The organism is Mycetohabitans rhizoxinica HKI 454 (genome assembly GCF_000198775.1).
In the GTDB taxonomy this organism is placed as follows: domain Bacteria; phylum Pseudomonadota; class Gammaproteobacteria; order Burkholderiales; family Burkholderiaceae; genus Mycetohabitans; species Mycetohabitans rhizoxinica.
Map to the genome: position 1 here is coordinate 362,130 of NC_014722.1, position 24,635 is coordinate 386,764.

General features: G+C 63.8%; 18 protein-coding genes and 3 pseudogenes. 14 read left to right on the forward strand and 7 right to left on the reverse strand.

The annotated features are described in order from the left end of the window. Positions 1–180: 180 nt before the first annotated feature. Both tkt and gap read left to right on the forward strand, forming a co-directional pair. The gene (tkt, locus tag RBRH_RS01600) at positions 181–2,214 is read left to right on the forward strand and encodes a transketolase (protein WP_013434145.1); all 2,034 of its coding nucleotides are present in this window, start codon (positions 181–183) and stop codon (positions 2,212–2,214) included. A 79-nt stretch (positions 2,215–2,293) separates the two neighbouring features. Continuing rightward, positions 2,294–3,305, forward strand: a pseudogene (gap, locus tag RBRH_RS01605) (type I glyceraldehyde-3-phosphate dehydrogenase). Between the two features lie 510 nt (positions 3,306–3,815). Here the strand turns inward: gap and fur are convergent. After that, the gene (gene fur, locus RBRH_RS01610) at positions 3,816–4,244 is read right to left on the reverse strand and encodes a ferric iron uptake transcriptional regulator (RefSeq protein ID WP_013434148.1); all 429 of its coding nucleotides are present in this window, start codon (positions 4,242–4,244) and stop codon (positions 3,816–3,818) included. A gap of 132 nt (positions 4,245–4,376) precedes the next feature. Here fur and RBRH_RS01615 point away from each other — a divergent pair, with 132 nt between their 5' ends. The 8 genes and pseudogenes from RBRH_RS01615 (at position 4,377) to RBRH_RS01650 (ending at position 12,602) form a co-directional block, all read left to right on the forward strand. After that, entirely contained in the window at positions 4,377–5,213 is an 837-nt protein-coding gene (locus RBRH_RS01615; RefSeq protein ID WP_232509344.1) for an outer membrane protein assembly factor BamE, read from the forward strand. Then, a complete protein-coding gene (gene dapB, locus RBRH_RS01620) occupies positions 5,213–6,010 on the forward strand; it encodes a 4-hydroxy-tetrahydrodipicolinate reductase (RefSeq protein WP_041753017.1) in 798 nt (265 codons plus the stop codon). Before RBRH_RS01615 ends, dapB begins: the two co-directional genes overlap by 1 nt. 71 nt (positions 6,011–6,081) lie before the next feature. After that, positions 6,082–6,311: pseudogene (locus RBRH_RS16910) on the forward strand (MotA/TolQ/ExbB proton channel family protein); the annotation flags it as partial. A 132-nt stretch (positions 6,312–6,443) separates the two neighbouring features. Continuing rightward, positions 6,444–9,038, forward strand: a complete 2,595-nt coding sequence (gene leuS / locus RBRH_RS01630) for a leucine--tRNA ligase (RefSeq protein ID WP_013434152.1) — start codon at positions 6,444–6,446, stop codon at positions 9,036–9,038. 23 nt (positions 9,039–9,061) lie between these two features. Beyond that, a complete protein-coding gene (locus RBRH_RS01635) occupies positions 9,062–9,610 on the forward strand; it encodes an LPS-assembly lipoprotein LptE (RefSeq protein ID WP_041754010.1) in 549 nt (182 codons plus the stop codon). Between the two features lie 13 nt (positions 9,611–9,623). Next, entirely contained in the window at positions 9,624–10,781 is a 1,158-nt protein-coding gene (holA, locus tag RBRH_RS01640) for a DNA polymerase III subunit delta (protein ID WP_013434154.1), read from the forward strand. A 120-nt stretch (positions 10,782–10,901) separates the two neighbouring features. Next, positions 10,902–12,173, forward strand: coding sequence for a glutamate-5-semialdehyde dehydrogenase (locus RBRH_RS01645; protein WP_041754012.1), 1,272 nt, complete (start codon positions 10,902–10,904; stop codon positions 12,171–12,173). Positions 12,174–12,185: 12 nt separating this feature from the next. Next, positions 12,186–12,602 (forward strand): CopD family protein, encoded by a 417-nt coding sequence (locus RBRH_RS01650; RefSeq protein WP_013434156.1) that lies wholly within the window; start codon positions 12,186–12,188, stop codon positions 12,600–12,602. Positions 12,603–12,613: 11 nt separating this feature from the next. On the opposite strand, the gene RBRH_RS01655 is transcribed toward RBRH_RS01650, so the two are convergent. Continuing rightward, on the reverse strand, positions 12,614–13,456 hold the full coding sequence (locus RBRH_RS01655) for a MurR/RpiR family transcriptional regulator (protein WP_041753019.1): 843 nt from the start codon (positions 13,454–13,456) through the stop codon (positions 12,614–12,616). Positions 13,457–13,806: 350 nt separating this feature from the next. Here RBRH_RS01655 and edd point away from each other — a divergent pair. The 3 genes and pseudogenes from edd (at position 13,807) to RBRH_RS01670 (ending at position 17,971) form a co-directional block, all read left to right on the forward strand. Further along, a pseudogene (gene edd / locus RBRH_RS01660) lies at positions 13,807–15,643 on the forward strand (phosphogluconate dehydratase). 37 nt (positions 15,644–15,680) lie between these two features. Beyond that, on the forward strand, positions 15,681–16,316 hold the full coding sequence (eda, locus tag RBRH_RS01665; RefSeq protein ID WP_013434160.1) for a bifunctional 4-hydroxy-2-oxoglutarate aldolase/2-dehydro-3-deoxy-phosphogluconate aldolase: 636 nt from the start codon (positions 15,681–15,683) through the stop codon (positions 16,314–16,316). A gap of 293 nt (positions 16,317–16,609) precedes the next feature. Continuing rightward, positions 16,610–17,971: a GntP family permease gene (locus RBRH_RS01670; protein WP_013434161.1), complete on the forward strand. Its 1,362-nt coding sequence runs from the start codon at positions 16,610–16,612 to the stop codon at positions 17,969–17,971. 120 nt (positions 17,972–18,091) lie between these two features. Here RBRH_RS01670 and RBRH_RS01675 read toward each other — a convergent pair. Continuing rightward, positions 18,092–19,233 (reverse strand): IS3 family transposase gene (locus tag RBRH_RS01675; protein ID WP_157864307.1). Its coding sequence is split into 2 segments (ribosomal slippage): positions 18,092–18,981 and positions 18,981–19,233, totalling 1,143 coding nucleotides; the frame shifts between segments, so codons are not numbered across the junction. Positions 19,234–19,356: 123 nt separating this feature from the next. On the opposite strand from RBRH_RS01675, the gene RBRH_RS01685 reads away from it, so the two are divergent. Next, positions 19,357–19,857 (forward strand): gluconokinase, encoded by a 501-nt coding sequence (locus tag RBRH_RS01685; RefSeq protein WP_041753021.1) that lies wholly within the window; start codon positions 19,357–19,359, stop codon positions 19,855–19,857. Between the two features lie 60 nt (positions 19,858–19,917). Here RBRH_RS01685 and purB read toward each other — a convergent pair whose 3' ends face one another. The 4 genes from purB to RBRH_RS01710 all read right to left on the reverse strand — a co-directional run bounded on the left by purB (position 19,918) and on the right by RBRH_RS01710 (position 24,622). Then, positions 19,918–21,306: an adenylosuccinate lyase gene (gene purB / locus RBRH_RS01690; protein ID WP_013434163.1), complete on the reverse strand. Its 1,389-nt coding sequence runs from the start codon at positions 21,304–21,306 to the stop codon at positions 19,918–19,920. Positions 21,307–21,549: 243 nt separating this feature from the next. Beyond that, positions 21,550–22,692 carry a tRNA 2-thiouridine(34) synthase MnmA gene (mnmA, locus tag RBRH_RS01700; RefSeq protein WP_013434164.1) on the reverse strand — a complete coding sequence of 381 codons (1,143 nt, stop codon included), beginning with the start codon at positions 22,690–22,692 and terminating at the stop codon, positions 21,550–21,552. Positions 22,693–22,781: 89 nt separating this feature from the next. After that, positions 22,782–23,258, reverse strand: coding sequence for an NUDIX hydrolase (locus RBRH_RS01705; RefSeq protein WP_041754014.1), 477 nt, complete (start codon positions 23,256–23,258; stop codon positions 22,782–22,784). A gap of 71 nt (positions 23,259–23,329) precedes the next feature. After that, on the reverse strand, positions 23,330–24,622 hold the full coding sequence (locus RBRH_RS01710) for a THUMP domain-containing class I SAM-dependent RNA methyltransferase (protein WP_041753024.1): 1,293 nt from the start codon (positions 24,620–24,622) through the stop codon (positions 23,330–23,332). Positions 24,623–24,635: the final 13 nt, after the last annotated feature.

Genomic DNA, 24,635 nt, shown 5'->3' on the forward strand with positions numbered 1-24,635 from the left:
GATCCCCGCGCGCGTCTGTGGCGCGGCGCAACACGCCCAAGCAGCGGCAGACCTGTCTGTTAGAATAATGTGTTTTGCGACGCTTCGCGCGCGGGTGTGCCCGCATGCGATTCCCATTGCGCCGGCGCGGCCGCGACTCGCGACGCGCGTGGCCCTGCTTTTCCTGAGTCCGGACCCGACATGACGACCCCGCCCGATACCCAGACCACCATGATGGCCAACGCAATCCGTGCGTTGGCCATGGACGCCGTTCAGCAAGCCAATTCCGGTCATCCGGGGATGCCGATGGGCATGGCGGAAATCGCCGTGGCGCTGTGGCAACGTCATCTGCGGCACAATCCGGCCAATCCCCATTGGGCAGATCGGGATCGCTTCGTGCTGTCCAATGGCCATGGGTCGATGCTGCTGTACGCGCTGCTGCACCTGAGCGGCTATGACTTGCCAATGGACGAGTTGAAGCGTTTCCGCCAATTGCATTCGAGGACACCTGGCCATCCAGAGGTCGGGATCACACCAGGTGTCGAGACGACCACCGGACCGCTGGGCCAGGGATTGGCCAACGCGGTGGGCATGGCGCTAGCCGAAGCGCTGCTAGCGGCTGAATTTAACCAGCCTGACGCGAAGATCGTCGACCACTATACGTACGTGTTCGTCGGCGACGGTTGCCTGATGGAAGGTGTGTCGCACGAGGCCTGCTCGTTGGCGGGCACGCTGGGGTTGTCGAAGCTGATCGTGCTGTATGACGACAACGGCATTTCGATTGACGGGGATGTCGAGCACTGGTTCGCCGACGATACGCCGAAGCGTTTCGAGGCCTATGGCTGGAACGTGATCCGCGCGGTCGATGGCCACGATGTGGACGCCGTCGACGCGGCCATCCGCGTCGCGAAGCAGTCGGATAAGCCGACGCTGATCTGCTGCCGTACCGTCATTGGCAGGGGGGCGCCGAACAAGGCCGGCGGCCACGACGTGCACGGCGCGCCGCTGGGCGCGACGGAGATTGCCGCGACGCGCGCAGCGATCGGCTGGGGCGCCGAGCCTTTCGTAATCCCGCAGGACGTCTATGCGTTGTGGGATGCGAAGCAGACGGGCGCCCAGGCCGAGCGCGAGTGGCATGAGGCATTTGCCGCGTATCGCGCAAAGTATCCGCAGCAGGCGGCCGAGTTCGAGCGCCGCATCGCCGGCCGGCTGCCGGCGCATTGGGCCGATGCTGCGCAGCGGCTGATCGCTGCCGCCAACGAGCGCGCTGAGACGGTCGCGACCCGTAAGGCGTCGCAGCAGGCGATCGAGGCGCTGGCTGCGGCGTTGCCGGAGCTGCTGGGTGGCTCGGCCGACCTCACCGGCTCGAACTTGACCAACTGGAAGGCCAGCAAGCCGGTACGCGCGGGCCGTGAAAGCGGCGCGCCGATACTGCAATGGGGTAATCACGTCAACTACGGGGTACGCGAATTCGGCATGAGCGCGGCGCTCAACGGCGTGGCGCTGCATGGCGGCTACTTGCCGTTCGGCGGCACGTTCTTGACCTTCTCGGACTACAGCCGCAACGCATTGCGGATGGCCGCACTGATGAAGACCCGTTCGATCTTCGTGTTCACGCACGACTCGATTGGGCTGGGTGAGGACGGCCCGACACACCAATCAATCGAGCACGTGTCGAGCCTGCGCCTGATTCCGAACATGGACGTATGGCGCCCGGCCGACACGGTCGAGACCGCGGTGGCCTGGACTCAGGCGGTCGAGCGCCATGGGCCATCGTCGTTGATCTTCAGCCGGCAGAATCTGGCGTTCTGTGCGCGGACCGACGCGCAGATTGCGGCGATCGCCCGAGGCGGGTACGTGCTGCGCGACTGGAATGACGACATCCCGGCCCGCAAGGTGATCCTGATCGCGACGGGCTCCGAGGTCGAGCTCGCGCTGAACGCTGTTGAGCCGCTTGCGCGCGTGGGCATCGGCGCCCGTGTCGTATCGATGCCCTCGACCACGGTGTTCGATCGGCAGGATGCCGAGTGGCGCGAGCGCGTCCTGCCACGCGGCGTGGCGCGGGTGGCGATCGAGGCCGGCGTCACGGCGTTTTGGCACAAGTATGTGGGGATCGACGGCGGCGTGGTCGGGATCGACACGTTCGGCGAATCGGCGCCCGCCGGCGTGTTGTTCAAGCATTTTGGCTTCATGATCGACCACGTCGTCGACACTGTGAAGTCGGTATTGGGTTAAGCCGAGGGTGTGTGATGTGCTGACCGCGCGTCGCACACCTTCAGTCGGAGCGTTGCCATTTACCCATCAGGAGATAGACATGACGATTCGCGTCGCAATCAACGGTTATGGCCGTATTGGCCGCAATACGCTGCGGGCCCATTATGAGGGTGGCAAGAAGCACGACATCGAGATCGTGGCGATCAACGACCTCGGCAATGCCCAGACCAACGCGCATCTGACCCAGTATGACACCGCGCATGGCAAGTTCCCGGGCACCGTCTCGGTTGACGGCGATTACATGATCGTCAACGGCGATAAGATCCGCGTGCTCGCGAACCGCAACCCAGCCGAGCTGCCGTGGGACGATCTCGGTGTGGACGTCGTACTGGAGTGCACCGGTTTCTTCACGTCGAAGGAGAAGGCGAGCGCGCACTTGAAGGGTGGCGCGAAGAAGGTCGTGATCTCGGCGCCGGGCGGCAAGGATGTGGATGCGACGATCGTCTATGGCGTGAACCACCAGGTGCTGAAGGCGTCGGATACGGTCATCTCGAACGCCTCGTGCACGACGAACTGCCTTGCGCCGCTGGTCAAGCCGCTGCACGACAAAATCGGCGTCGAGAACGGCCTGATGACGACGATTCACGCGTACACGAACGACCAGGTGCTGACCGACGTGTACCCATGAGGACCTGCGCCGCGCCCGTTCGGCCACGCACAGCATGATCCCGACCAAGACCGGCGCGGCAGCAGCCGTCGGCCTAGTGCTGCCGGAGCTGAACGGTAAGTTGGATGGCTACGCGGTGCGCGTGCCGACGATTAACGTGTCGATCGTTGACCTGTCGTTCATCGCGTCGCGCGACACGAGCGTGGACGAAGTAAATAAGATCTTGAAGGAAGCGTCGGAAGGCGCGCTCAAGGGCATTCTCGCCTACAGCGACGCGCCGCTGGTATCGGTTGACTTCAATCATAACCCGGCGTCCTCGACATTCGATGCGACGCTCACGAAAGTGTCGGGCCGTCTCGTGAAGGTGTCGAGTTGGTACGACAATGAGTGGGGCTTCTCGAACCGGATGCTCGATACGACGGTGGCGCTGGCCAACGCGAAGTAACGTGCACGCAGCATCTCGTATGCGGTAAGAAAGCTGCCCAGTTGGGCAAGCCACGCTGAAATCGAGGTCAGGCAAGCCGCTCTGGCATTGAGTTGATTTTTTCGGCCGAATTCAGAGGCGGCCCGAGGCAAAGAAGGGAACTGATTTGTAAGGTCAGTTCCCTTTTTTATGGAGTTGGAATCCCGTCGGATGTAGGCTGCCGGCTTTGATCCGAAGCTGTCACATAAGGAACCTCGCATGCTCCTTCCCGTGTGCTCCTTTCCGCATCTAAACCTTGCCGACCGAGACTCCACCCATATTTTTGAAGCAAGGTCTTTGCGGGTTTATCGGCTGCTTTAGCCGGGATGTCAGAGCCATTCGCTTTAGTCATTTTTTCTCCCGTTGCGGGCGTCCACGTGGCATTGGTGAAATTGTCACCCCCGAATGGGTTACCGGGAGTTCGGTGTCCGCTCCGGTGACCCGGCGGGCGGGGCCACAAGGCCTGTCCTCTATCCCGATCACAGCGTGTGTTTACGGCTTGCGGTGCGGGCAGTTTTCCTTCGTGCAGGAGCCGTACATCGCAAGCGCGTGCTCCTGTAGCTTGAAGCCCCGTTCTTGTGCAATCAACTGCTGACGGTGCTCGATCTCGTGATCGTAGAATTCTTCAACCCGGCCGCAGTCCAGGCAGACCAGATGGTCATGGTGCGTACCCTCATTGAGTTCAAACACCGCTTTGCCCGACTCGAAGTTGCTGCGCGTGAGCAGGCCGGCCTGCTCGAACTGCGTCAGCACGCGATAAACAGTTGCCAGGCCAATATCTAGCTCCTCATTAAGCAAGTTGCGGTAGACGTCTTCCGCGGTCAAGTGGCGCACGGAACTGTGTTGAAAAATCTCCAGAATCTTTAGGCGCGGCAAGGTTGCCTTGAGCCCCATGTTCTTGAGGTCAGCGGGATTGGTCATCGCTAGGCATCCCTAGAGTACAATGCAAGGTTCTAATAGTAATGGGTTTTTGGGTATTCTGGTCGGCGCAGGCGCGTCCCGGGCCCAAATCGATCAAAGCGTCAGACGCGTTTTATGGGTGAAATGAGTTCAATGTTCTTCTCCGGAGCGCGCATGGGCGCCACGGTCTTTGCGGTAACGGCCCGCGTCGTCGTGCTGGCCGCCGTGGCTTCGCTCGGTGCATGCAAGACATACGACAGTCTGACGCAACGCATCGCGCGTTCGATCACTCCATACCGGATCACGGTCGTGCAGGGCAACTTCGTATCAGCTGAGGCTGCATCGAAGCTACGCGTCGGCATGTCTCGCGATGAAGTGCGTAGCGTGCTGGGCACACCGCTGCTCACCGACCTGTTCCATACCGATCGCTGGGACTATGTGTTCTATTTCAAGCGCGGCTCGACTTCTGTTGTCCAGCAGCGCGACCTGGTCGTGAATTTTGTCGGCGATCGCGTAGCAAGCTGGACAGGGGCCGACGATCTGCCGTCCGAGTACGAGCTGATCGCCGAAATCGATGGCGACCGCAAAGGTTTGAAGAAAGTGGCAGCCGAGGCCGCGGCGAGCGGCGTTAGCGATGTCAGCGCGTTGCCATCGTCGCATGCCGCCAATGAAGAAGCCGCGGCCGCGGCGAACCACGCGACTGCTCAGGTTACACCGCCGTCCAAGGGTGCGACGCCATCGGTGCGCGCAAACACGCCGGTAGCGAATGCGCAGCCGCCGAACACGGGGATGCCGGCACAGCCGCAATTGCAGTATCAGCGTGCCACGCAGCCACCACTGCCGCCTGGCGTCGCGCCGCAGCACATCGCGTTGCCGCCGACCGGCGTTGCACCGTCGCCGGACCCGTCAACTGGTCTGGCGCCGGCCAATGCCGCAAACCTGCAGAACCAGCCGGTGCTGGAGCCCAGCGACGCACAAGGGACGCAATGATGAAGATTGCTATCGCAGGGGCATCGGGCCGCATGGGGCAAATGCTGGTCGAAACGGTGCTGAATACGCCGGAAGTCACGTTGTCGGGCGCGCTGGACCGCGCGGGCGCTGCCGCGCTAGGGCAGGACGCCGGCGCGTTTGCCGGGCGGCAGACCGGTATCGCGATCACCGACGACGTGGAGCGCGTGCTCGCGCATGCAGACGTACTGATCGATTTCACGCGGCCGGAGGGTACGCTCGAGCACCTAAAGGCGGCGCGCCGGCACGGCACCCGCATGGTGATCGGCACGACGGGTTTTGCCGAGTCGCAAAAGGCCGAGTTGGCCGCTGCCGCGCAGACGCTTGGGATCGTGTTCGCACCGAACATGAGCGTGGGCGTGAACGTGACGTTGAAGCTGCTGCAAGTGGCCGCCGCGCATTTCGCCACCGGCTACGATATCGAGATCATCGAGGCGCATCACCGGCATAAGGTGGATGCGCCGTCCGGCACGGCATTGCAAATGGGTGAAGTGATCGCGACGGCGTTGGGTCGTGATTTGGCATCCTGTGCCGTGTATGGGCGCCATGGCGTGACCGGCGAGCGCGACCCGTCAACGATCGGGTTCTCGGCCATCCGCGGCGGCGACATCGTTGGCGACCACACGGTGATGTTCGCCGGCACCGGCGAGCGGATCGAGATTACGCATAAGTCGGCCAACCGGCTCGCGTATGCGCAGGGCGCCGTACGGGCCGCCCGTTTCCTGGCTGGCCGACCGGCGGGGCTGTACGATATGTGGGACGTGCTGGGCCTGCGCTAGCCGTCGTGCGCACGCGAGCGGCGCATCGACCGCAGCGCCGGTGCGTGCCGTGCAATGGGTGGCGCGTGCCACTGGACAATGTCGCCGGTCCGGGTCCGGTCGGCGAGGCGCTGATTATGACCGCGTTCGGCCTGGTGGTCGCGATTCCGGCAGCCATCGCGTAAACGTGCTCGGCCGCGTCATCCGGCTGCTTATAGAAGATCTGGACGGGTTCGCGCACGATCTGCATGCCTACGTCAGTGCACCGGCCGACGCCGACCGGCGCGCGCCGGCGCAGGCTCATGGCGGCGACGCGCACTGACGCAAGCAAGCGCGTGCCGCCCGCGAGCGCGCAGACGCTATAATCGGCGTTTCCCTGGCTTTCCCGAGGCACGGTACTGCACGTGCGCCCCCTGCGCGGTATGCCGCAAGCCGACTGTCCCCGACGACCATCATGCAAGATAAATACGTTCCCGCCGATGTCGAATCCGCCGCGCAGCAAGCATGGCGAGACAACGATGTCTATCGTAGTACCGAGCGCGCCGACAAAAAGAAATTCTATTGCGTGTCGATGCTGCCGTACCCGTCGGGCAAGCTGCATATGGGGCACGTGCGTAACTACACGATCAACGACGTGATGTATCGTCACCGGCGCATGAACGGGTACAACGTGCTGATGCCGATGGGCTGGGATGCGTTTGGGATGCCGGCGGAAAACGCGGCGATCGCCAACGGCGTGCCACCGGCCAAGTGGACATACGACAACATCGCCTACATGAAGAAGCAGATGCAGGCGATGGGATTGGCGATCGATTGGTCGCGTGAGATTGCGACATGCAAGCCGGACTACTACAAGTGGAACCAGTGGTTGTTCCTGAAGATGCTCGAAAAGGGCATCGCGTACAAGAAGACGGGGACGGTGAATTGGGATCCAGTTGACCAGACTGTGCTGGCCAACGAGCAGGTCGTCGACGGGCGCGGCTGGCGTTCCGGCGCGGTGGTCCAAAAGCGCGAGATCCCGATGTATTACTTGCGGATCACGGACTACGCGGAGCAGTTGCTGCAGGACCTTCACGCGCTGGGGTGGCCCGAGCGCGTGAAGGTGATGCAGCACAACTGGATCGGCAAGAGCCATGGCGTGAACTTCGGCTTCCCGTATGAGATCGATGGACAGCAGCAATTGCTGCGCGTGTTCACGACCCGCGCGGACACGATCATGGGCGTCACGTTCGCAGCCATCGCCGCCGAGCACCCGCTCGCCACACGGTTGGCACGGGACCAACCCGCGTTGCAGGCGTTCATCGACGAGTGCAAGCGTGGCGGGGTGGCCGAGGCGGACATGGCGGCAATGGAGAAGAAAGGCGTGTCCACCGGCTTCTTCGTCAAGCATCCGCTGACTGGCGCCGACATCGAAGTCTGGATCGGCAACTACGTGCTGATGAGCTATGGCGAAGGCGCGGTGATGGGCGTGCCGGCCCACGACGAGCGCGACTTCGCGTTCGCGACGAAGTACCGCCTGCCGATCAAGCAGGTCATCGCGGTACAGGAAAAGGTGTATTCGACCGAAGCGTGGCAGGACTGGTACGGTGACAAGGACGCCGGCGTTTGCGTGAACAGTGGCAAATATGACGGCATGCGCTACGAGCAGGCGGTGGAGGTGATCGCGGCGGACCTTGCCGCGAAGGGGCTCGGCGGCAAGCAGGTCACGTACCGGTTGCGCGACTGGGGCATTTCGCGCCAGCGCTATTGGGGCACGCCAATCCCGATCATCCATTGCCCGCGCTGTGGCGATGTTCCGGTGCCGGAACAGGACTTGCCGGTATTGCTGCCCGAGGACCTGGTGCCGGATGGCAGCGGCAATCCGCTGGCCAAGTCCGAGGCGTTCATGCACTGCACGTGCCCGCGCTGTGGCGCCGACGCGAGGCGTGAGACGGACACGATGGACACGTTCGTCGATTCCGCCTGGTATTTCTCGCGCTATGCGTGCCCGGACGCGCCGACGATGGTAGATGCGCGTACCGACTATTGGATGCCGATGGACCAGTACATCGGCGGCATCGAGCATGCGATTTTGCACCTGCTGTATTCGCGCTTCTGGGCCAAGGTGATGCGCGACCTCGGGTTGACCGACTTTTCCGAGCCGGCGACCAATCTGCTCACGCAGGGCATGGTGCTCGACCAGACGTACTATCGCGAGGACGCGGCCGGCAAGAAGACGTGGTTCAACCCCACCGACGTGACATTGTCATACGATGACAAAGGGCGTGCAGTCAGCGCGGTGCTGCACGCCGATGGCGAGCCGGTCGAGATGGGCGGCGTCGAAAAAATGTCGAAGTCGAAGAACAATGGCGTCGATCCGCAGCATCTGATCGATTCGCACGGTGCTGATACCGCGCGACTATTCACGATGTTCGCGGCGCCACCCGAGCAGTCGCTCGAATGGTCCAGTGCCGGTGTTGAAGGCGCGAGCCGTTTCCTGAGACGGCTGTGGGCGTTCGGCTACGCGCATCGTGCAACGTTCGCCGAGCGTCCGGCGCTGGATACCGCGACGCTGAACGACACGAGCAAGACGCTGCGCCGCGAGATTCACTCGGTGCTCAAGCAGGCCGACTTCGACTATCAGCGGCTGCAGTACAACACGGTCGTGTCCGCGGCGATGAAAATGCTCAACGCGCTGGAGTCGGCCAAAGACGTCGGCGCCGCGGTCCTCTATGAAGGATATGGCATCTTGCTGCGCGTGCTGTATCCGGTGGTGCCGCATGTCACGTATACGTTGTGGCGCGAACTGGGGTACGCGACGCAATTCGGCACGCTGTTGGACGCGCCGTGGCCGAAGGTGGACGAGCAGGCGCTGGAGCAAAGCGAAGTCGAACTGGTGCTGCAGATCAACGGTAAGGTGCGCGGCGCGCTGAAGGTGGCCAACGACGCGCCACGCGAGACGATCGAGCAGGCGGCACTCGCGCACGAGATGTTCGACAAGTTCGGCGAAGGCAAGACGCCGAAGAAGGTGGTGATCGTGCCGGGACGGCTCGTGAACGTGGTCGTTTGAGGGCCTACATGACTGACTCGAAACTGTCGCGCCGATCCTGCATCGCGCTTGTCGCGGTGGCGTTGCTGCTGTCCGGATGTGGCTTCCAGCTGCGCGGCGACTATGGCTTCCCGTTCAAGCGGCTCGCACTGGTCGGCCCGGGTCCGGAGCTGGGCGCACGGATCCAGCGAATGGTTGAGGGCGGCAGCCAGACGCGGATCGTCAAGCGCACCGACGGCGCGGACGCGATCCTGTCGATTTCCGAGGGGCGCGGCACTGGAGCGCTGACGCTCAATGCTGCCGGACAGGTCAACGAGTACGAACTCGACTACACGATGTCGTACCAACTGGTCGGCGCGGACGGCACAGTGCTGTTGCCCCCCAGCGTGATCCGCATCAACCGGGCGATGACCTATTCCGACCAGTACGCGCTGGCTAAGTCGCAGGAGTTCGAGTTACTGTATCGCGACATGCAGAACGACGCGGTTGACCAGCTATTGCGGCGCATGAGCGCAGTGCGCGAGTTGCACCCGACTCACGGCGGGGTTCGCGCGGTGGCGCCGCGCGCGCCGCTGCCCACGCCGCCGCTGTAACGGACACGACAAGATGCAACTGCGCGCAGACGCCCTGGAGTCACACCTGGCCAAGACGTTGGGTCGCTTGTACGTCGTGTACGGCGACGAGCCGCTGCTCGCGCAGGAAGCCTTGGCGCGCATCCGCGCCGCGGCGCGTGCGGCCGGTTTCACCGAGCGCAACGTATTCTCTGTCGAGCGCGGTTTTGATTGGAGCCTGCTGCTTGGCGCCACGCAATCGATGTCGTTGTTCGGCGAGCGGCAGCTGATCGAATTGCGCATTCCGACCGGCAAGCCGGGCAAGGATGGCGGCGACGCATTGAAGGCGCTGGCGGCGTCGGACAATCCCGACTTGCTGACGTTGATCGCATTGCCGCGGCTGGACGCGGCGACGCAAAAGACTGCATGGTTCACCGCATTGGTCCAGGCCGGTGTGGCGATACGCATCGACACGATTGAGCGTGCGCAGCTGCCGAACTGGATTGCGCAACGGCTCGCGGCGCAGCAGCAACGCCTCGTCGCCGGCGACGCAGGGCGGCGCGCGCTGCAGTTCATCGCCGAGCGGGTCGAGGGCAACCTGCTCGCCGCGCATCAGGAAATCCAAAAGCTCGGCCTACTGTATCCTGCCGGCGAATTGACGCTCGAGCAGGTGCAGGACGCGGTACTCAACGTCGCCCGCTACGACGTGTTCAAGCTCAACGAGGCCATGCTCGCCGGCGATGTTGCGCGCTTGGCGCGGATGCTCGATGGATTGCGCGGCGAAGGCGAGGCGACGGTGCTGGTGCTGTGGGCCGTCGTAGAGGAAATCCGTGCGCTGGCGCGAATCAAGCGGGGGCTGACTGCCGGCAAGCCGTTGGCGAGCCTGATGCGCGAGAATCGCGTGTGGGGGCCGCGTGAACGGCTGATGGGCCCCGCATTGCAGCGCGTTGATGAACGTTCGCTCGAACGGGCGCTGGCGCTCGCAGCGCGGCTGGATCGGCAGGTCAAGGGACTCTGCGGTGGGGTGCCGGCGCGTGTGGGCGTCGCGCCCGCTCGCGCATCGCTGCCGCCGGCCGATCCGTGGGATGGCTTGTTCGATCTCGCGATGACGATTGCGCGGCCCGGCGGCAGCGATGGCGGGTGCCGGACGGAGGGCGGTGCGCCGCGCGGTGCCACCGCTACTGCCACCGCCATGCGGGCGATACGACCGTAGCCATTACAATGGAAGCCGTCGTGTCGTCGTGTCGTGCAGCGGGTCACGCGCGACGGCTTCGATCTATGCGGACTAGGCGTGCACGAACCAACCGCATTCACGCATTACGGGAATACGAAGATGGACATTGACCGCTACATGACCGATCTGGGTCGCCGCGCGCGCGCGGCGTCAAGGGCGATCGCCCGGGCGCCGGGGGCCGCGAAGAACGCGGCGCTCGAACAGATCGCGCTGGCGATCCAGGGGCAGACCGACGCGCTCCAGCGCGCGAACGCGCGCGATGTCGAGCGGGCACGGGCCAACGGGCACGATGCGGCCTTCATCGACCGGCTAACGCTGTCGGACAAGGCGCTGACGACGATGGTCGAGGGGCTGCGGCAGGTTGCGGCGCTGCCTGACCCGATTGGCGAGATCACCGGCATGAGGACGCGGCCGACCGGCATTCAGGTGGGCCAGATGCGGGTGCCGCTCGGTGTGATTGGCATCATTTACGAGTCACGGCCGAATGTCACGATCGATGCTGCCGCGCTGTGCCTGAAATCGGGCAACGCGACGATCCTGCGCGGCGGCTCGGAGGCGATCGAATCCAATACCACGCTCGCCGCGCTAATCGCTGAGGCGCTGCGCACGAGCGGCCTGCCTGAGGATGGGGTGCAAGTAGTCAGTACGCCGGATCGGGCGGCGGTCGGCAAGCTGATCACCATGACCGACTACGTCGATGTGATCGTGCCGCGCGGGGGCAAGCGCTTGATTCAACGGTTAGTCGATGAGGCGCGGGTGCCGATGATCAAGCACCTGGACGGCGTGTGCCATGTCTACGTGGATGACGGCGCCGATGTTGGCAAGGCGCTGGCGATATGCGATAACGCGAAGACGCATCGGTACGGCACCTGCAACACGATGGAGACACTGCTTGTCGCACGGGGCATCGCGCCGACCGTGTTGCCGTTGCTGGGCAAGCTGTACCGGGACAAGGCTGTCGAACTGCGCGTGGACCCGGCTGCGCGCGCGATCCTTGCCGATGCCGGTGTCGCGCCGCTCGTAGACGCGACTGAGGCCGATTGGCGCACTGAATACCTGGCGCCGGTGCTCGCGATCAGGGTGGTGGACAGCGTCGACGCGGCGATCGAGCACATCAATACGTATGGCTCCGCGCATACCGATGCGATCGTGACTGAGCACTACGAGCGCGCGATGCAGTTCCTGCGCGAGGTCGATTCGGCCAGCGTGATGGTCAATGCGTCGACGCGCTTCGCGGACGGCTTCGAATACGGGCTAGGTGCTGAAATCGGCATCTCGAACGACAAGCTGCATGCGCGTGGGCCGGTCGGCCTCGAGGGGCTGACATCATTGAAATACGTCGTGCTGGGCCACGGCGAAGTGCGACAGTAAAGGGACTCGAGTATGTTGTGGATCAAGACTTTTCATATTGTGTTAATCGCCTCCTGGTTCGCGGGACTGTTCTATCTGCCCCGCATCTTCGTGAACCTGGCGATGGAGACCGAGCCCGCCGTGTCGCGACGCCTGCTGGTGATGGCGCGCAAGCTGTATCGCTTCATGAGCTTGATCGCCGTGCCGGCGCTCGCGTGCGGCCTCTGGCTATGGCTGATGGTGGGCATCGGGCGTGGGCAGGGGTGGATGCACGCGAAACTGGCGATCGTCATGCTGCTGATCGTCTATCACGCGATGTGTGGCAGGTTGCTCGCCACATTCGAGCGGGAGGCGAACCGCCGCTCCGATCGGTGGTATCGGATGTTCAACGAATTGCCGGTGCTCGGCTTGCTCGGCGCCGTCGCGCTGGTAGTCTTCAAGCCCTTTTGAGCGGTCCGCCGTCAGTCGCGCACGGCCACGCGGCGTTGTGCGAGGACTTTTTGGGCGTCATTTAGCCGGTCGACCAGCGCTGATCCTCTGCGTAGCGCGACACCGACCGCGAGGATGTCGCCAATCACCAAGTGCGACATGCGTGAGGTCATCGGCGAGAATACGTCGGTTTCCTCGGTGAGGTTGGCGAGCAGACTAATTGTGGCGAGCCGCGCCAGCGGTGAGTTGCCGTGTGTGATCGCAATGACCTTGGCGTCACGTTGCAACGCTGAGTGGACGGCACCGATGATATCCCGCGTGCGGCCAGTGTTCGACACGGCCACCACCACGTCGCGCGGGCCGAGCAGCGCCGCCGACATGGCATAGGTATGGGGGTCGGTGTATGCGACGCTGGGCATGCCAAGCCGGAAGAACTTGTGCTGGATATCCTGCGCGGCGATGCCGGAGCCGCCGGCGCCATAGAATTCGACGCGGGCCGCGTCGGCGAGCAACTCAATCGCCGTCTCGACACTGTGCGCTGACAGGCTGTTGCGCACTTCGAGCAGTGCGCCAATGGTACGGTCAAACACCTTCGAGACGATACCCGGTGCTGGCTCATCCAGCCGCACGTCCCGATAGACGGTGGGCAGCCTTTGTGCCACGCCTTGCGCAAGTCTGATTTTGAACTCTCGAAATCCGCTGCAGCCCAGCGCGTGGCAAAAGCGCGCGATGGTGGGCTGGCTTACGCCCGCGCGGCTGGCCAGCTCGGTCATGGACAGGTCGAGCACTTCGCGTGGCGCGTCACAGACGTAGCCGGCAAGCTTGCGCTCGGACGGCCGCAATTGTGCACGCATGGCTTCGATTCTGGCGAGCATCGTGAAGGTCGCAGCGACGGGCAAAATAAAACGGCTGCAGTATCGCGCAAAACAGGTAGAAAATCTACGTGCCGGGGTGTATCGGCATCGTCGCGCGTAACCGGGCGTGCGCGCCCATGCGATCGCGCGAGTTCGCGCAGACTTCACGCAATTACAGCCCTTATTTCGACGCAAGCGGCGTGAGCCGGTCTAGAGTGGGCGGTTCAGGGTAGGGAAGCCCGGATCAACCTGATTGAGTCTATGTAGCATTTCTACTAAACTGACCGACACCGGTCGAACTGATGACCCCTCCGGCGATTCCAATTTTTTAGCGCACCTGCGCGTGCCGCCCGTTTCCAGGAGCGATTTTCATGGCTTCGTTGCACCCCCGGCTGACGGCAGTGACCGATCGCATCATCGAACGCAGTAAGGCAACGCGGCGCGCCTATCTCGCCCGGATCGAGCATGCACAAGGACAGTTTCCCGCGCGCGGCGTGCTGTCTTGCGCGAATCTGGCCCACGGCTTTGCCGGGCTCGAAGGGCAGGACAAGATCGCGATTCGTGCGATGCGGCAGCCGAACATCGCCATTGTGTCGGCCTACAACGAGATGTTGTCCGCACATGCGCCGTACCGCGACTTCCCCGACATCATCAAACAAGCCGCGCGCGAAGCGGGTGGCATCGCGCAATTTGCCGGTGGCGTGCCCGCGATGTGCGACGGCATCACGCAGGGCAACGCCGGCATGGAATTGTCGCTGTTTTCCCGCGAGACGATCGCGATGTCAACGGCGATTGCGTTGACGCACAACATGTTCGACGCGGCATTGTGCCTGGGCATTTGCGACAAGATTGTGCCGGGCCTGTTGATCGGCGCATTGCAATTTGGCCACTTACCGACGATCTTCGTGCCCGCCGGGCCGATGACCAGTGGCCTGTCCAATGATGAGAAAGCCAAGATCCGCCAGCAGTTCGCCACCGGCGCCGTGGGACGCGACGTGCTGCTCGACAGCGAGGCGCGCGCGTATCACGGCCACGGCACTTGCACGTTCTATGGCACGGCGAACTCGAACCAGCTGCTGATGGAAATCATGGGTCTGCACTTGCCCGGTGCCGCGTTCGTCCATCCGCATACGCCGCTGCGCGATGCGCTTACCGCCGAAGCGGCACGCCGTGTGCTGCAATTGACCGCACAAGGCGCGCACTACACGCCGATCGGCCGTGTAGTCGATGAAAAGGCGATTGTCAACGGCATCGTCGCGTTGCTGGCCACCGGCGGCTCTACCAACCATACGCTGCACCTGGTGGCGATCGCTCGCGCGGCCGGCATCGTGATCGACTGGAACGACTTCGATGACCTGTCGCGTGCGGTGCCGCTGCTCGCGAAGATCTATCCGAATGGCAAGGCGGACATTAACCACTATCACGCGGCGGGCGGCATGGCGTTTCTCACGCGCACGCTGCTCGAAGCAGGCTTGCTGCACGACGATGTGACGACCGTTGCCGGCCCCGGCTTGTCGGACCATTACACGCGCGAGCCCAGACTAGTCGATGGCAAGCTGGCCTGGGTCGATGGCCCGCGCGAGAGCCACGACAAGGCCGTGCTGCGTGGTGCCACGGAACCGTTCCAGCCGGATGGTGGGCTGCGACTGGTACAGGGCCGGTTGGGCCGAGGGGTGATCAAGATTTCCGCGGTCGCGCCGCAACATCGCAGGGTCACGGCGCCGGCAATCGTCTTCGATTCGCAGGAAGGCGTACAGGCTGCCTTCGATCGCGGTGAGCTGGAGCGCGATTGCGTTGCTGTGGTGCGATTTCAGGGGGCAAGAGCCAATGGCATGCCCGAGCTGCACCCGGCTCACGCCGCTGCTAGGTGTTTTGCAGGATAAGGGATTTCGTGTGGCGCTGGTGACCGATGGCCGGATGTCGGGTGCCTCGGGCAAGGTGCCGGCGGTGATCCACCTGTCGCCTGAGGCGCTGCTGGACGGCCTGCTCGGCAAGGTGCGCAGCGGCGACGTCATCACGCTCGATGCAGAAGCCGGGCGACTGGACGTGGACGTGGATGAGGCTGAATGGGCGTGCCGCGCGAACGAAAAGCCCGTGCATCGCCACGAGCACGAATTGGGCTTTGGTCGCGAGTTGTTCGGCGTTTTCCGTGCCGCTGCGCTGCCGGCCGAGCAAGGGGCGTCGGTGTTCGGCGCGATGACCGAATGAGGGCGTCGTTCTATTCTGAACTACAGGAGAGCTGCAGATGAAACCCGTGAGCGAAATCGTGCGGATCGGCCCGGTCATTCCGGTGCTGACATTTGAGTCGGTGGAGCAGGGCGAGCACGTCGCGCGCGCGCTGTACGAGGGCGGGGTGACGGTGCTCGAGATCACACTGCGGACCGCGGCCGGACTGCAGGCGATCGGGCGCGCATCGCAGCTTGCCCCGGATATTGTTGTCGGCGTTGGCACGCTGACTACCGCCACCCAGGTCGAGCAGGCCAAGCGCGCCGGCGCGACATTCGGCGTGTCGCCGGGGCTCACACGCGAGATCCATCGGGCGGCGCAGGACGTCGGCTTGCCGTTGCTGCCCGGCGTGATGACGCCGTCCGACATCTTGCTCGCGCTCGAGCTTGGCTACGACATTGTGAAGTTTTTCCCGGCGCAGCAGGCCGGCGGCTTGGACATGCTGCAAGCGTTTAGCGGTCCGTTCCCGGCGTTGCGATTCTGTCCGACCGGCGGTATCACGCAAGAGTTGGCGACAAGCTTTCTCGCGCTGCCCAACGTGGTCTGCGTCGGCGGCTCATGGCTCACGCCCCGGGCGGTGCTGGCCGCGCAAAACTGGGCCGAGGTGACACGTCTGGCGCGCGCGGCGAGCCAATTGGCGCGGCCCAATACCTAAGCCTGAGCCAAGCCAAGCCAAGCCAAGCCAAGCCAAGCCAAGCCAAGCCAAGCCAAGCCAAGCCAAGCCAAGCCAAGCCAAGCCAAGCCAAGCCAAGCCAAGCCAAGCTAAGCTAAGCTAAGCTAAGCTAAGCTAAGCTAAGCTAAGCCCTGGGCCCGTCCGCTTCGGCGGCCGCCGTGCCGTCGCCGTGGGCGGCGGTGCCGCGCCGTGCCGGGTACCGCCCGACCGGGTAGCGGCGCCGTCTCGGTTGGCGCGCCGGCGTACAAAGCAATAAAGCCATCGGAGGAGTCGACATGGCAGCAGCCCACGGCACCATGCTCCTGATCTATGCGGTCATCGCGATCGCTGCGCTGGTCTTGTTGATCACGCGCTTCAAGGTTTATCCGTTCCTGGTTCTGATCATTGTCTCGCTGCTGCTCGGCCTGGCTGCGGGCATGCCGCCCGAGACCATCGTCAAGTCGTTCGAGGCCGGCAACGGCAACACGCTCGGCCACATTGCGGTCGTTGTTGGCCTGGGCACGATGCTGGGCAAGATGATGGCCGAGTCTGGCGGCGCGGAGCGCATCGCGATGACGCTGATCGGCTGGTTCGGCGAAAAAAACATCCATTGGGCAATGATGTTTGTCGCTGTCATCGTCGGGCTGCCGGTGTTCTTCGAGGTGGGCTTCGTGCTGCTGATCCCGATCGCCTTCAACGTCGCCAAGCGCACCGGCAAGTCTCTGCTACTGGTCGGCTTGCCGATGGTCGCTGGGCTATCGGTGGTGCATGGCCTGATTCCGCCGCATCCGGCAGCGATGCTCGCGCTCCAGCAGTATCACGCCGACATTGGCCGCACGATCGCATACGGGCTGATCGTCGGCGTGCCGACCGCGATCATCGCCGGTCCGCTGTTCGCGCTGCTCATCCACCGCGCGATCAAGCTACCGGCGGACAATCCGCTCGCCGCCCAATTCATCCAGTCCGCGCCGGCGACGCAACAGCGTGAACTGCCTGGCTTCGGCATCACGCTGATGACGATTCTGCTGCCGGTGATCTTGATGTTGGCCGGCAGCTGGGCGGACCTGGTGCTCCCAACGAACACGCGCGCGAACGACGTGCTGCGCTTTCTCGGCAACTCTGATGTGGCCTTGCTGATTGCAGTGCTGGTCAGCTTCTGGACCTTCGGCGCGCGCCGCGGCTTCACGCGCGAGCAGATTCAGCGCTTCTGCGGCGACTGCCTCGCGCCGATTGCCGGCATCACGCTGATCGTCGGCGCGGGCGGTGGCTTTGGCCGCATCTTGATGGACAGCGGCATCTCAAAGGAAATCATCGGCGCGGCCACCCAGCACAACCTGTCGCCGCTGGTGCTTGGATGGCTGGTTGCCGCGCTGATCCGACTGGCCACGGGTTCCGCCACCGTGGCGATGACCACCGCGTGTGGCATCGTCGCGCCAATCGCAGCGGCCGGCACGGTTCAGGCCACGCCGGAACTGCTGGTGCTCGCGACTGGTTCGGGCTCACTGATTTTCTCGCACGTCAATGATGGCGGCTTCTGGCTGATCAAGGAATATTTCGGCATGACCGTCACGCAGACGTTCAAGACGTGGTCGCTGTGCGAGACGATCATCTCGGTGGTCGGCCTGCTGTTGGCCTTGACACTGGGGATGGTGCTGTAAGTGTGACCTGCCCCCTTGGTTAGGGCCAGCCGGCTTCTAGCAAAGTCCTTTTAATGAGGCTACCCCCAAATCAGTGCCGTTCTAAAGTGGAAATTTCCGGCTCTTGAGGCTACCCCCAAATCAGTGCCGTTCTAAAGTGGAAATTTCCGGCTCTTCGGGGTGGGCCGAATCGGCCCGGGGCCTGCACTGGCAGGCGAACTCGGCAGGCGTCATCCACTGCAGTGCAGAGTGGGGACGCGCCTCATTATAGTACTGGCGCCAGGCCTCGATTTTGCGCTTGGCATCCTCGAGCGACAAGAACCAATGCTCGTTTAGGCATTCCTCACGCAAGCGCCCGTTAAACGACTCGTTCTTGGCGTTATCGGTTGGCTTGCCAGGACGAGAGAAGTCAATCTCAACGCCCCTCTCATACGCCCACTTGTCGAGCACCTTGGAGATGAATTCGCTGCCATTGTCTGCCTTGATGAAGCGCGGTAACGGCCGGCTCACAGCAATGCGATCTAGCGCCGCCACAACGTCCTCACCACGTAGCGTGGCGCCTACCTCGATGGCCAAGCATTCGCGCGTATAATTGTCCACAATTGTCAGCGTGCGCAAACGCCGACCATCAAACAGTGCGTCAGCAACAAAGTCCATACTCCAAATCTCGTTGATCGCGGTCACGAGCTGCTTGGGCTGCCGCAGCCGCGCCGCCTTGTTTCGCCGCGGCCTCTTATGCCGCAATGACAGCCCCTGCTCACGATAGAGCCGGTAAACTCTTTTATGATTGTCGCGCCAGCCTTCCCGACGCAGCATCACATGCACCCGGCGATAGCCGTAGTGCACGCGTGTTTGCGTGATCTGCTTGATGCGCAGGGCGATCGCGTTCGAATCTCGTGCGATTGACTGATAGCTGTACACCGAACGCGACAACTTCAGTACCCTGCAGGCCTGGCGCTGGCTCACGCCAAAGCGTTGCATCAAATCCGTCGTGAGTTCACGCAGCCGGGAAGGCTTCAAAGCTTTTTTGATAGCACATCCTGCAACATGGATTTGTCCAGCGACAGCTCCGCCACCAGCCGCTTGAGCTTCGTGTTCTCCTCTTCGAGCTGCTTCAGGCGACGCAGCTCCGACGGGCCCAGGCCCCCATACTTCTGGCGCCAGTTATAGAACGTCGCATCGCTGATGCCCATCTTGCGGCACACCTCAGCTGCCGGCGTGCCCAGCTCTGCCTGTTTCAACGCAAATGTAATCTGTTCTTCAGTGTATCTGCTCTTCTTCACGACATGACCTTCTGCTTGTTAAGGTTGCATCATGCCGGATTTTTTCTACTTTTGAATGGCCCAGTTTTTTGGGGTAGCCTCAAGTGATGGCCGCGTGTGCGATGCGGGCCCGTGGAGCGTGTGATGATTTTGATTGTGATGGGGGTATCGGGCGCCGGCAAGACGCGGGTCGGGGAGTTGCTGGCCGAGCGGCTCGGATGCCCGTTTACCGACGGTGACGCGCTCCATAGCGACGCGAACAAGGATAAGATGAGCCGCGGTATTGCGCTGACCGACGCGGACCGCTGGCCGTGGCTGCGCACCTTGCGTGCGGCGATCGAGCAGCAGCAGCGGGCGGGCGAAACCGCCGTCTTCACCTGCTCGTCGCTCAAGCGCTCGTACCGGGACGTACTGCGCCATGGCGACAGCGACGTCGTATTCGTCTACCTGAAAGGCACGTTCCAGGTGCTGCGCGCGCGGCTCGGTCACCGCACTGGCCACTTCTTTGACCCGTCGTTGCTGCAAAGCCAATTAGACACGCTTGAGGAGCCGGGGCTTGACGAGGCGATCACGGTGAGCATCGACGAGCCGCCGGAGCGGATCGTCGATCGGGTGCTCGAGCGGCTGGCCGCGCGCACCCGTTGATCCGCGTGGCCGGGGCGGCTGCCTCGGCATGCGCGCCCGCAGCGGCGCCGCGCACCAGTGTTAGCCGATGCGTTGTGCGAGCTCGACCGCCTTGCCGACGTAGGAGGCCGGCGTCATCGCCAGCAGTCGCGTCTTGACCTCGTCCGGGATCGCCAGCGTGCCGATGAAGGCGTGCAGTCCATCGCGGGTGATGCCCTTGCCACGCGTAAGTTCCTTCAATTGCTCATAGGGATTTTCGATTCCATAGCGGCGCATGACGGTCTGCACCGGTTCGGCCAGCACTTCCCAGCAGCCATCCAGGTCCTCATCAAGTCGTTGCGGATTCACTTCGAGCTTGTCGAGCCCGCGGATCAGGGCATCGTATGCGAGCAGCGCGTAGCCGAATGCGACTCCGATGTTGCGCAGGACCGTCGAGTCGGTCAGGTCGCGCTGCCAGCGCGACACGGGCAGCTTGTCCGCCAGATGGCGCAGCGTGGCGTTGGCCAGGCCCAGGTTGCCTTCGGAGTTTTCGAAATCGATCGGATTAACCTTGTGCGGCATCGTCGACGAGCCGATTTCCCCCGCCTTCGTCTTTTGCTTGAAATAGCCCAGCGAGATGTAGCCCCACACGTCGCGGTCCAGGTCCAGCAGGATCGTGTTCGCCCGCGCAATCGCGTCGAACAGTTCCGCCATGTAGTCGTGCGGCTCGATCTGGATTGTATAGGGGTTGAACGTCAGCCCGAGCCGCGTCTGTACGACATCCCGCGCGAAGGCTTCCCAGTCGAAATCCGGGTAGGCAGATAGATGGGCGTTAAAATTGCCGACCGCGCCGTTCATCTTGCCCAACAGCGTGACGGTGGCGATCCGGTCGATGGCGCGCGACAGACGCGCGGCCACATTGGCGATTTCCTTGCCCAGCGTCGTCGGGCTGGCCGGCTGTCCGTGCGTGCGTGAGAGCATCGGTTGCGCGGCGTGCGCGTGCGCGAGCGCGACCAGCCGCTGGTGCACGGTGCGCAGCGCCGGCAATATCACATGCTCACGCGCGCCCTTGAGCATCAACCCGTGCGACGTGTTGTTGATGTCCTCGGACGTGCAGGCGAAATGGATGAACTCGCTCGCACGCTCCAGTTCCGCCTGGCCCTTGACCGACTCCTTCAGCCAGTACTCGACCGCCTTCACGTCGTGGTTCGTCACGCGCTCGATGTCCTTAATCCGGGCGGCATCATGCGGGGAAAAGCGCTCGACCAGTTGCAGCAGGAACTGTTCGGATGGCGCGGAGAACGCCGGGATTCCCGGCAACCCGGCCTGCGACAGCGCGATTAGCCAGTGGACTTCGACGGTGACGCGGTGGCGCATGAACGCGGCTTCGGACAGCCAGTCGCGCAGGGCTTCGGTTTTGGCCGCATAGCGGCCGTCCAGCGGCGATAGCGCGGTCAGCGCAAAGAGTGTATCGGGACGAGTGTCGGACATGGCACGGGACGCCGCAGCGGCGCCGGAAAAACGTAGAGAACCGCATATTTTACCATCGGCTGCGTCCCGGCGAGGCCCACCGTGCGCCGCGTCGCCGGTACGTCGCGCTGCCGCTACATCGCGTCGCCGGTGCGCCGTGGTGCCGGTATGCCGTGCTGCCGGGCCGCGAGTGCGCCGCGGTGCGTTGCTTTCGCATGCCGGAGTTCGCGTGGCGCGATGCCTACCCGGATCTGGACAAGCCCTTCATGAATCTGTCGCAGCGTCAGTCGTTCGTCGATACGCGGCCGCAGGCGTGGACGGCGCCGACGTGGCGCCGATGATGCCGCCACCCAGGCACACGTCGCCGTCGTACAGCACAGCGGATTGCCCCGGCGTCACTGCCCATTGCGACTGCGCGAAGTGCAACGCAAAGTGCCTGTCTGGTGCATGCTGGAATGTGCAGGCCGCGTCCTGCTGGCGATAGCGCGTCTTGGCCGTACACGAGTGCCCGTCCTGCGGTGCCGCGCCTGCAATCCAACTGGCGTTCTCCGCCTGCAGCGTCGAGCTGAGTAACCACGGGTGATCGTGCCCCTGCACGACGTACAGTGTGTTGCCCGCCATGTCCTTGCCGGCGACGAACCATGGCTCGCCGCTGCCGTCGCGACTGCCGCCCAGGCCGATCCCTTTGCGCTGTCCCAATGTGTAAAACGCGAGCCCGATGTGTTCGCCAACGACCTTGCCGTCTGGGGTCCTCATCGGGCCAGGGCGGGTCGGCAGATAGCGGTTCAGGAACGTGCGAAACGGCCGCTCGCCAATGAAGCAGATGCCGGTCGAGTCCTTCTTTGCCGCGTTGGGCAACCCGATTTGCGCGGCAATCTCACGAACTCGCGTCTTGGGCAATTCGCCAAGCGGAAACAGTGTGCGGCTCAACTGCGATTGGTTCAGGCGATGCAGGAAGTACGATTGGTCCTTGGACGAGTCGAGTGCCTTGAGCAGTTCAAACCGCTCGCCGATCCGGCGCACGCGGGCGTAGTGGCCGGTCGCGATGGTTTGTGCACCCAGCGCCATTGCGTGGTCCAGGAATGCCTTGAATTTGATCTCCGCATTGCACAGTACATCCGGATTCGGCGTGCGGCCCGCCGAATATTCGCGCAAGAACTCGGCAAAGACCCTGTCCTTATACTGCGCGGCGAAGTTCACCGCCTCGACGTCGATACCGATGAGGTCCGCAACCGATACGACGTCGATCCAGTCTTGCCGGCTCGAGCAATATTCGCTGTCGTCGTCGTCTTCCCAGTTTTTCATGAATAGGCCAACCACCTCGTAGCCTTGCTGCTTGAGCAGCCACGCGGCGACCGACGAATCCACGCCGCCGGACATGCCGATGACCACGCGTTGCTTTGCCATGATGCGTTACCGTTGCCAGTTTGGGCGCCGCGGGCGCCACGCGGCGCGAGCGCCGGTTGGGTTGCTCAAGGCCGGTCGCGACACGCCGTTTAACGCAGCACGGCCGGGTGGGATTGTACGAACTCGAGCGGATAGCGGCGTCCCGCCAGGTAGTCCTCGACACAGCGCAACACGAGCGGCGTGCGGTGGCGCGACGCTTGTGCGCGCAACGCGTCGGCGCTCAACCAGACCGTGCGCAGAATATCGGGGTCAAGCTCGCGCGGGATCGGATCGTGTGTGGCGGTGCCGCAGTACGTAAAGCGAACATAGGTGGCCGGCACACCGTGTTCCCGCTCGAACTGCGCGACGTACACGCCAACCAACGCCTGCGGCGTAAACACGTGTCCGGTCTCCTCGAGCGTTTCGCGCACGACCGCCTCGAGCAGCGTTTCGCTCGGCTCCAGGTGACCGGCCGGTTGGTTCAACCGTAGCCCGTTCGGTGTGTGCTCCTCGACCAGCAGAAATCGCTGCTCGTGCTCGATGATGGCGGCCACCGTCACGTGCGGCGCCCACAGTTGCGTATCCATAAGGTCCAACATTGTACCGCTGTCTGGCGCGGCGGGCGGGCGCATGCGCGTTGCCAGCGCCGCCGGGCCGCTCAATCGGGTGAGCCCGTCTGCGGGCGCGCCGCCGAGCGTTGCCGCATCGCGCCGGCGACCAGATCGAAGCGGAACAGCCGGCATTCAAGCGCGCCGTTGTACAACGGCGTCTTCGTCGATTCGCGCAGCCGCATCTGGCCGGGCAGCGTACGATCGGCGCTGAGCACGAACGCGTGCCAGCCGGGGAACCGCTGCTTGAGCACGTCGCCGAACGAGCGGAAGAACGCGCTGTCCGCATCGTCCGGACGGGCGCGCTGGAATCCCGTGCCGTCGCCATCGACCGTGCGGGCGCCGCGGCCGCGCGTGGCGATTCGCTCGCCGTAGGGCGGATTGGCCACCAGCACGCCCGGTGTGTCGCATGGTGCCACGATGTCGCGCGCATCGAGTTGCTTGAGCGGGACCATTGGTGCGCCTGCGCGCTGCAGGTTTGCGGCGGCCTTGGCGAGCATGTCGCCGGACACGTCGCTGCCGTAGATCGACAGTGCATCGCCCGGCGCGGCGCGCGCGCCAGCCTCGCGCTTGGCGTCCAGCGCTTGCGCCTTCAGGCGCTGCCACGCGCCGACATCGTAGTGCGTGAGATTTTCGAAGCCGAAACGCCGGTCCACGCCCGGCGCGATGCCTAGTGCGATCTGCGCGGCCTCGGCGATGAACGTGCCGCTGCCGCACATTGGATCGACCAGCGGCGTGCCTGGTGTCCAGCCGGTCAGCCGCAGGATGCCTGCGGCCAGATTCTCGCGCAATGGCGCGGCGCCTTTGTCCAGTCGCCATCCGCGCTTGAACAACGGCTCGCCGGAGGTGTCCAGGTACAGCGTGCAGTCCGTGGCGGTCACGAACGCCTGCACCCGCACGTCGGGTTCGGCGGTGTCGATGCTGGGCCGTGCCCCGGTCTGCTCGCGCAGTCGGTCGCAGATCGCGTCCTTGATGCGCAGCGTCGTGAATTCCAGACTGCGCAGCGGCGACTTGATCGCGGTCACGTCTACCCGCAACGTGCGGCTGGCGTCGAACCATTGCTCCCACGACTGCTCGCGCGCCAGCGCGTAGATATCATGCTCGTCGCGATAGGGCCGCGTGGCGATCTTTAACAGGATCCGGCTAGCAATCCGCGAATGCAGATTGGCCGCGATGGCGGCAGCCCATGCACCGCTGAACGGCACGCCGCCGGGCGCCGGCGCTTGCACGGCGAACGTCGGATCGGCAGCGAGCGCGGACAACTCGCCGAGTTCGACGGCGAGCGCGCCCTCCAGGCCGCGGGGGCAGGGGGCGAAGAATTCGAGGCGGGTGGCGAAGGACATGGAGGATGAGTCG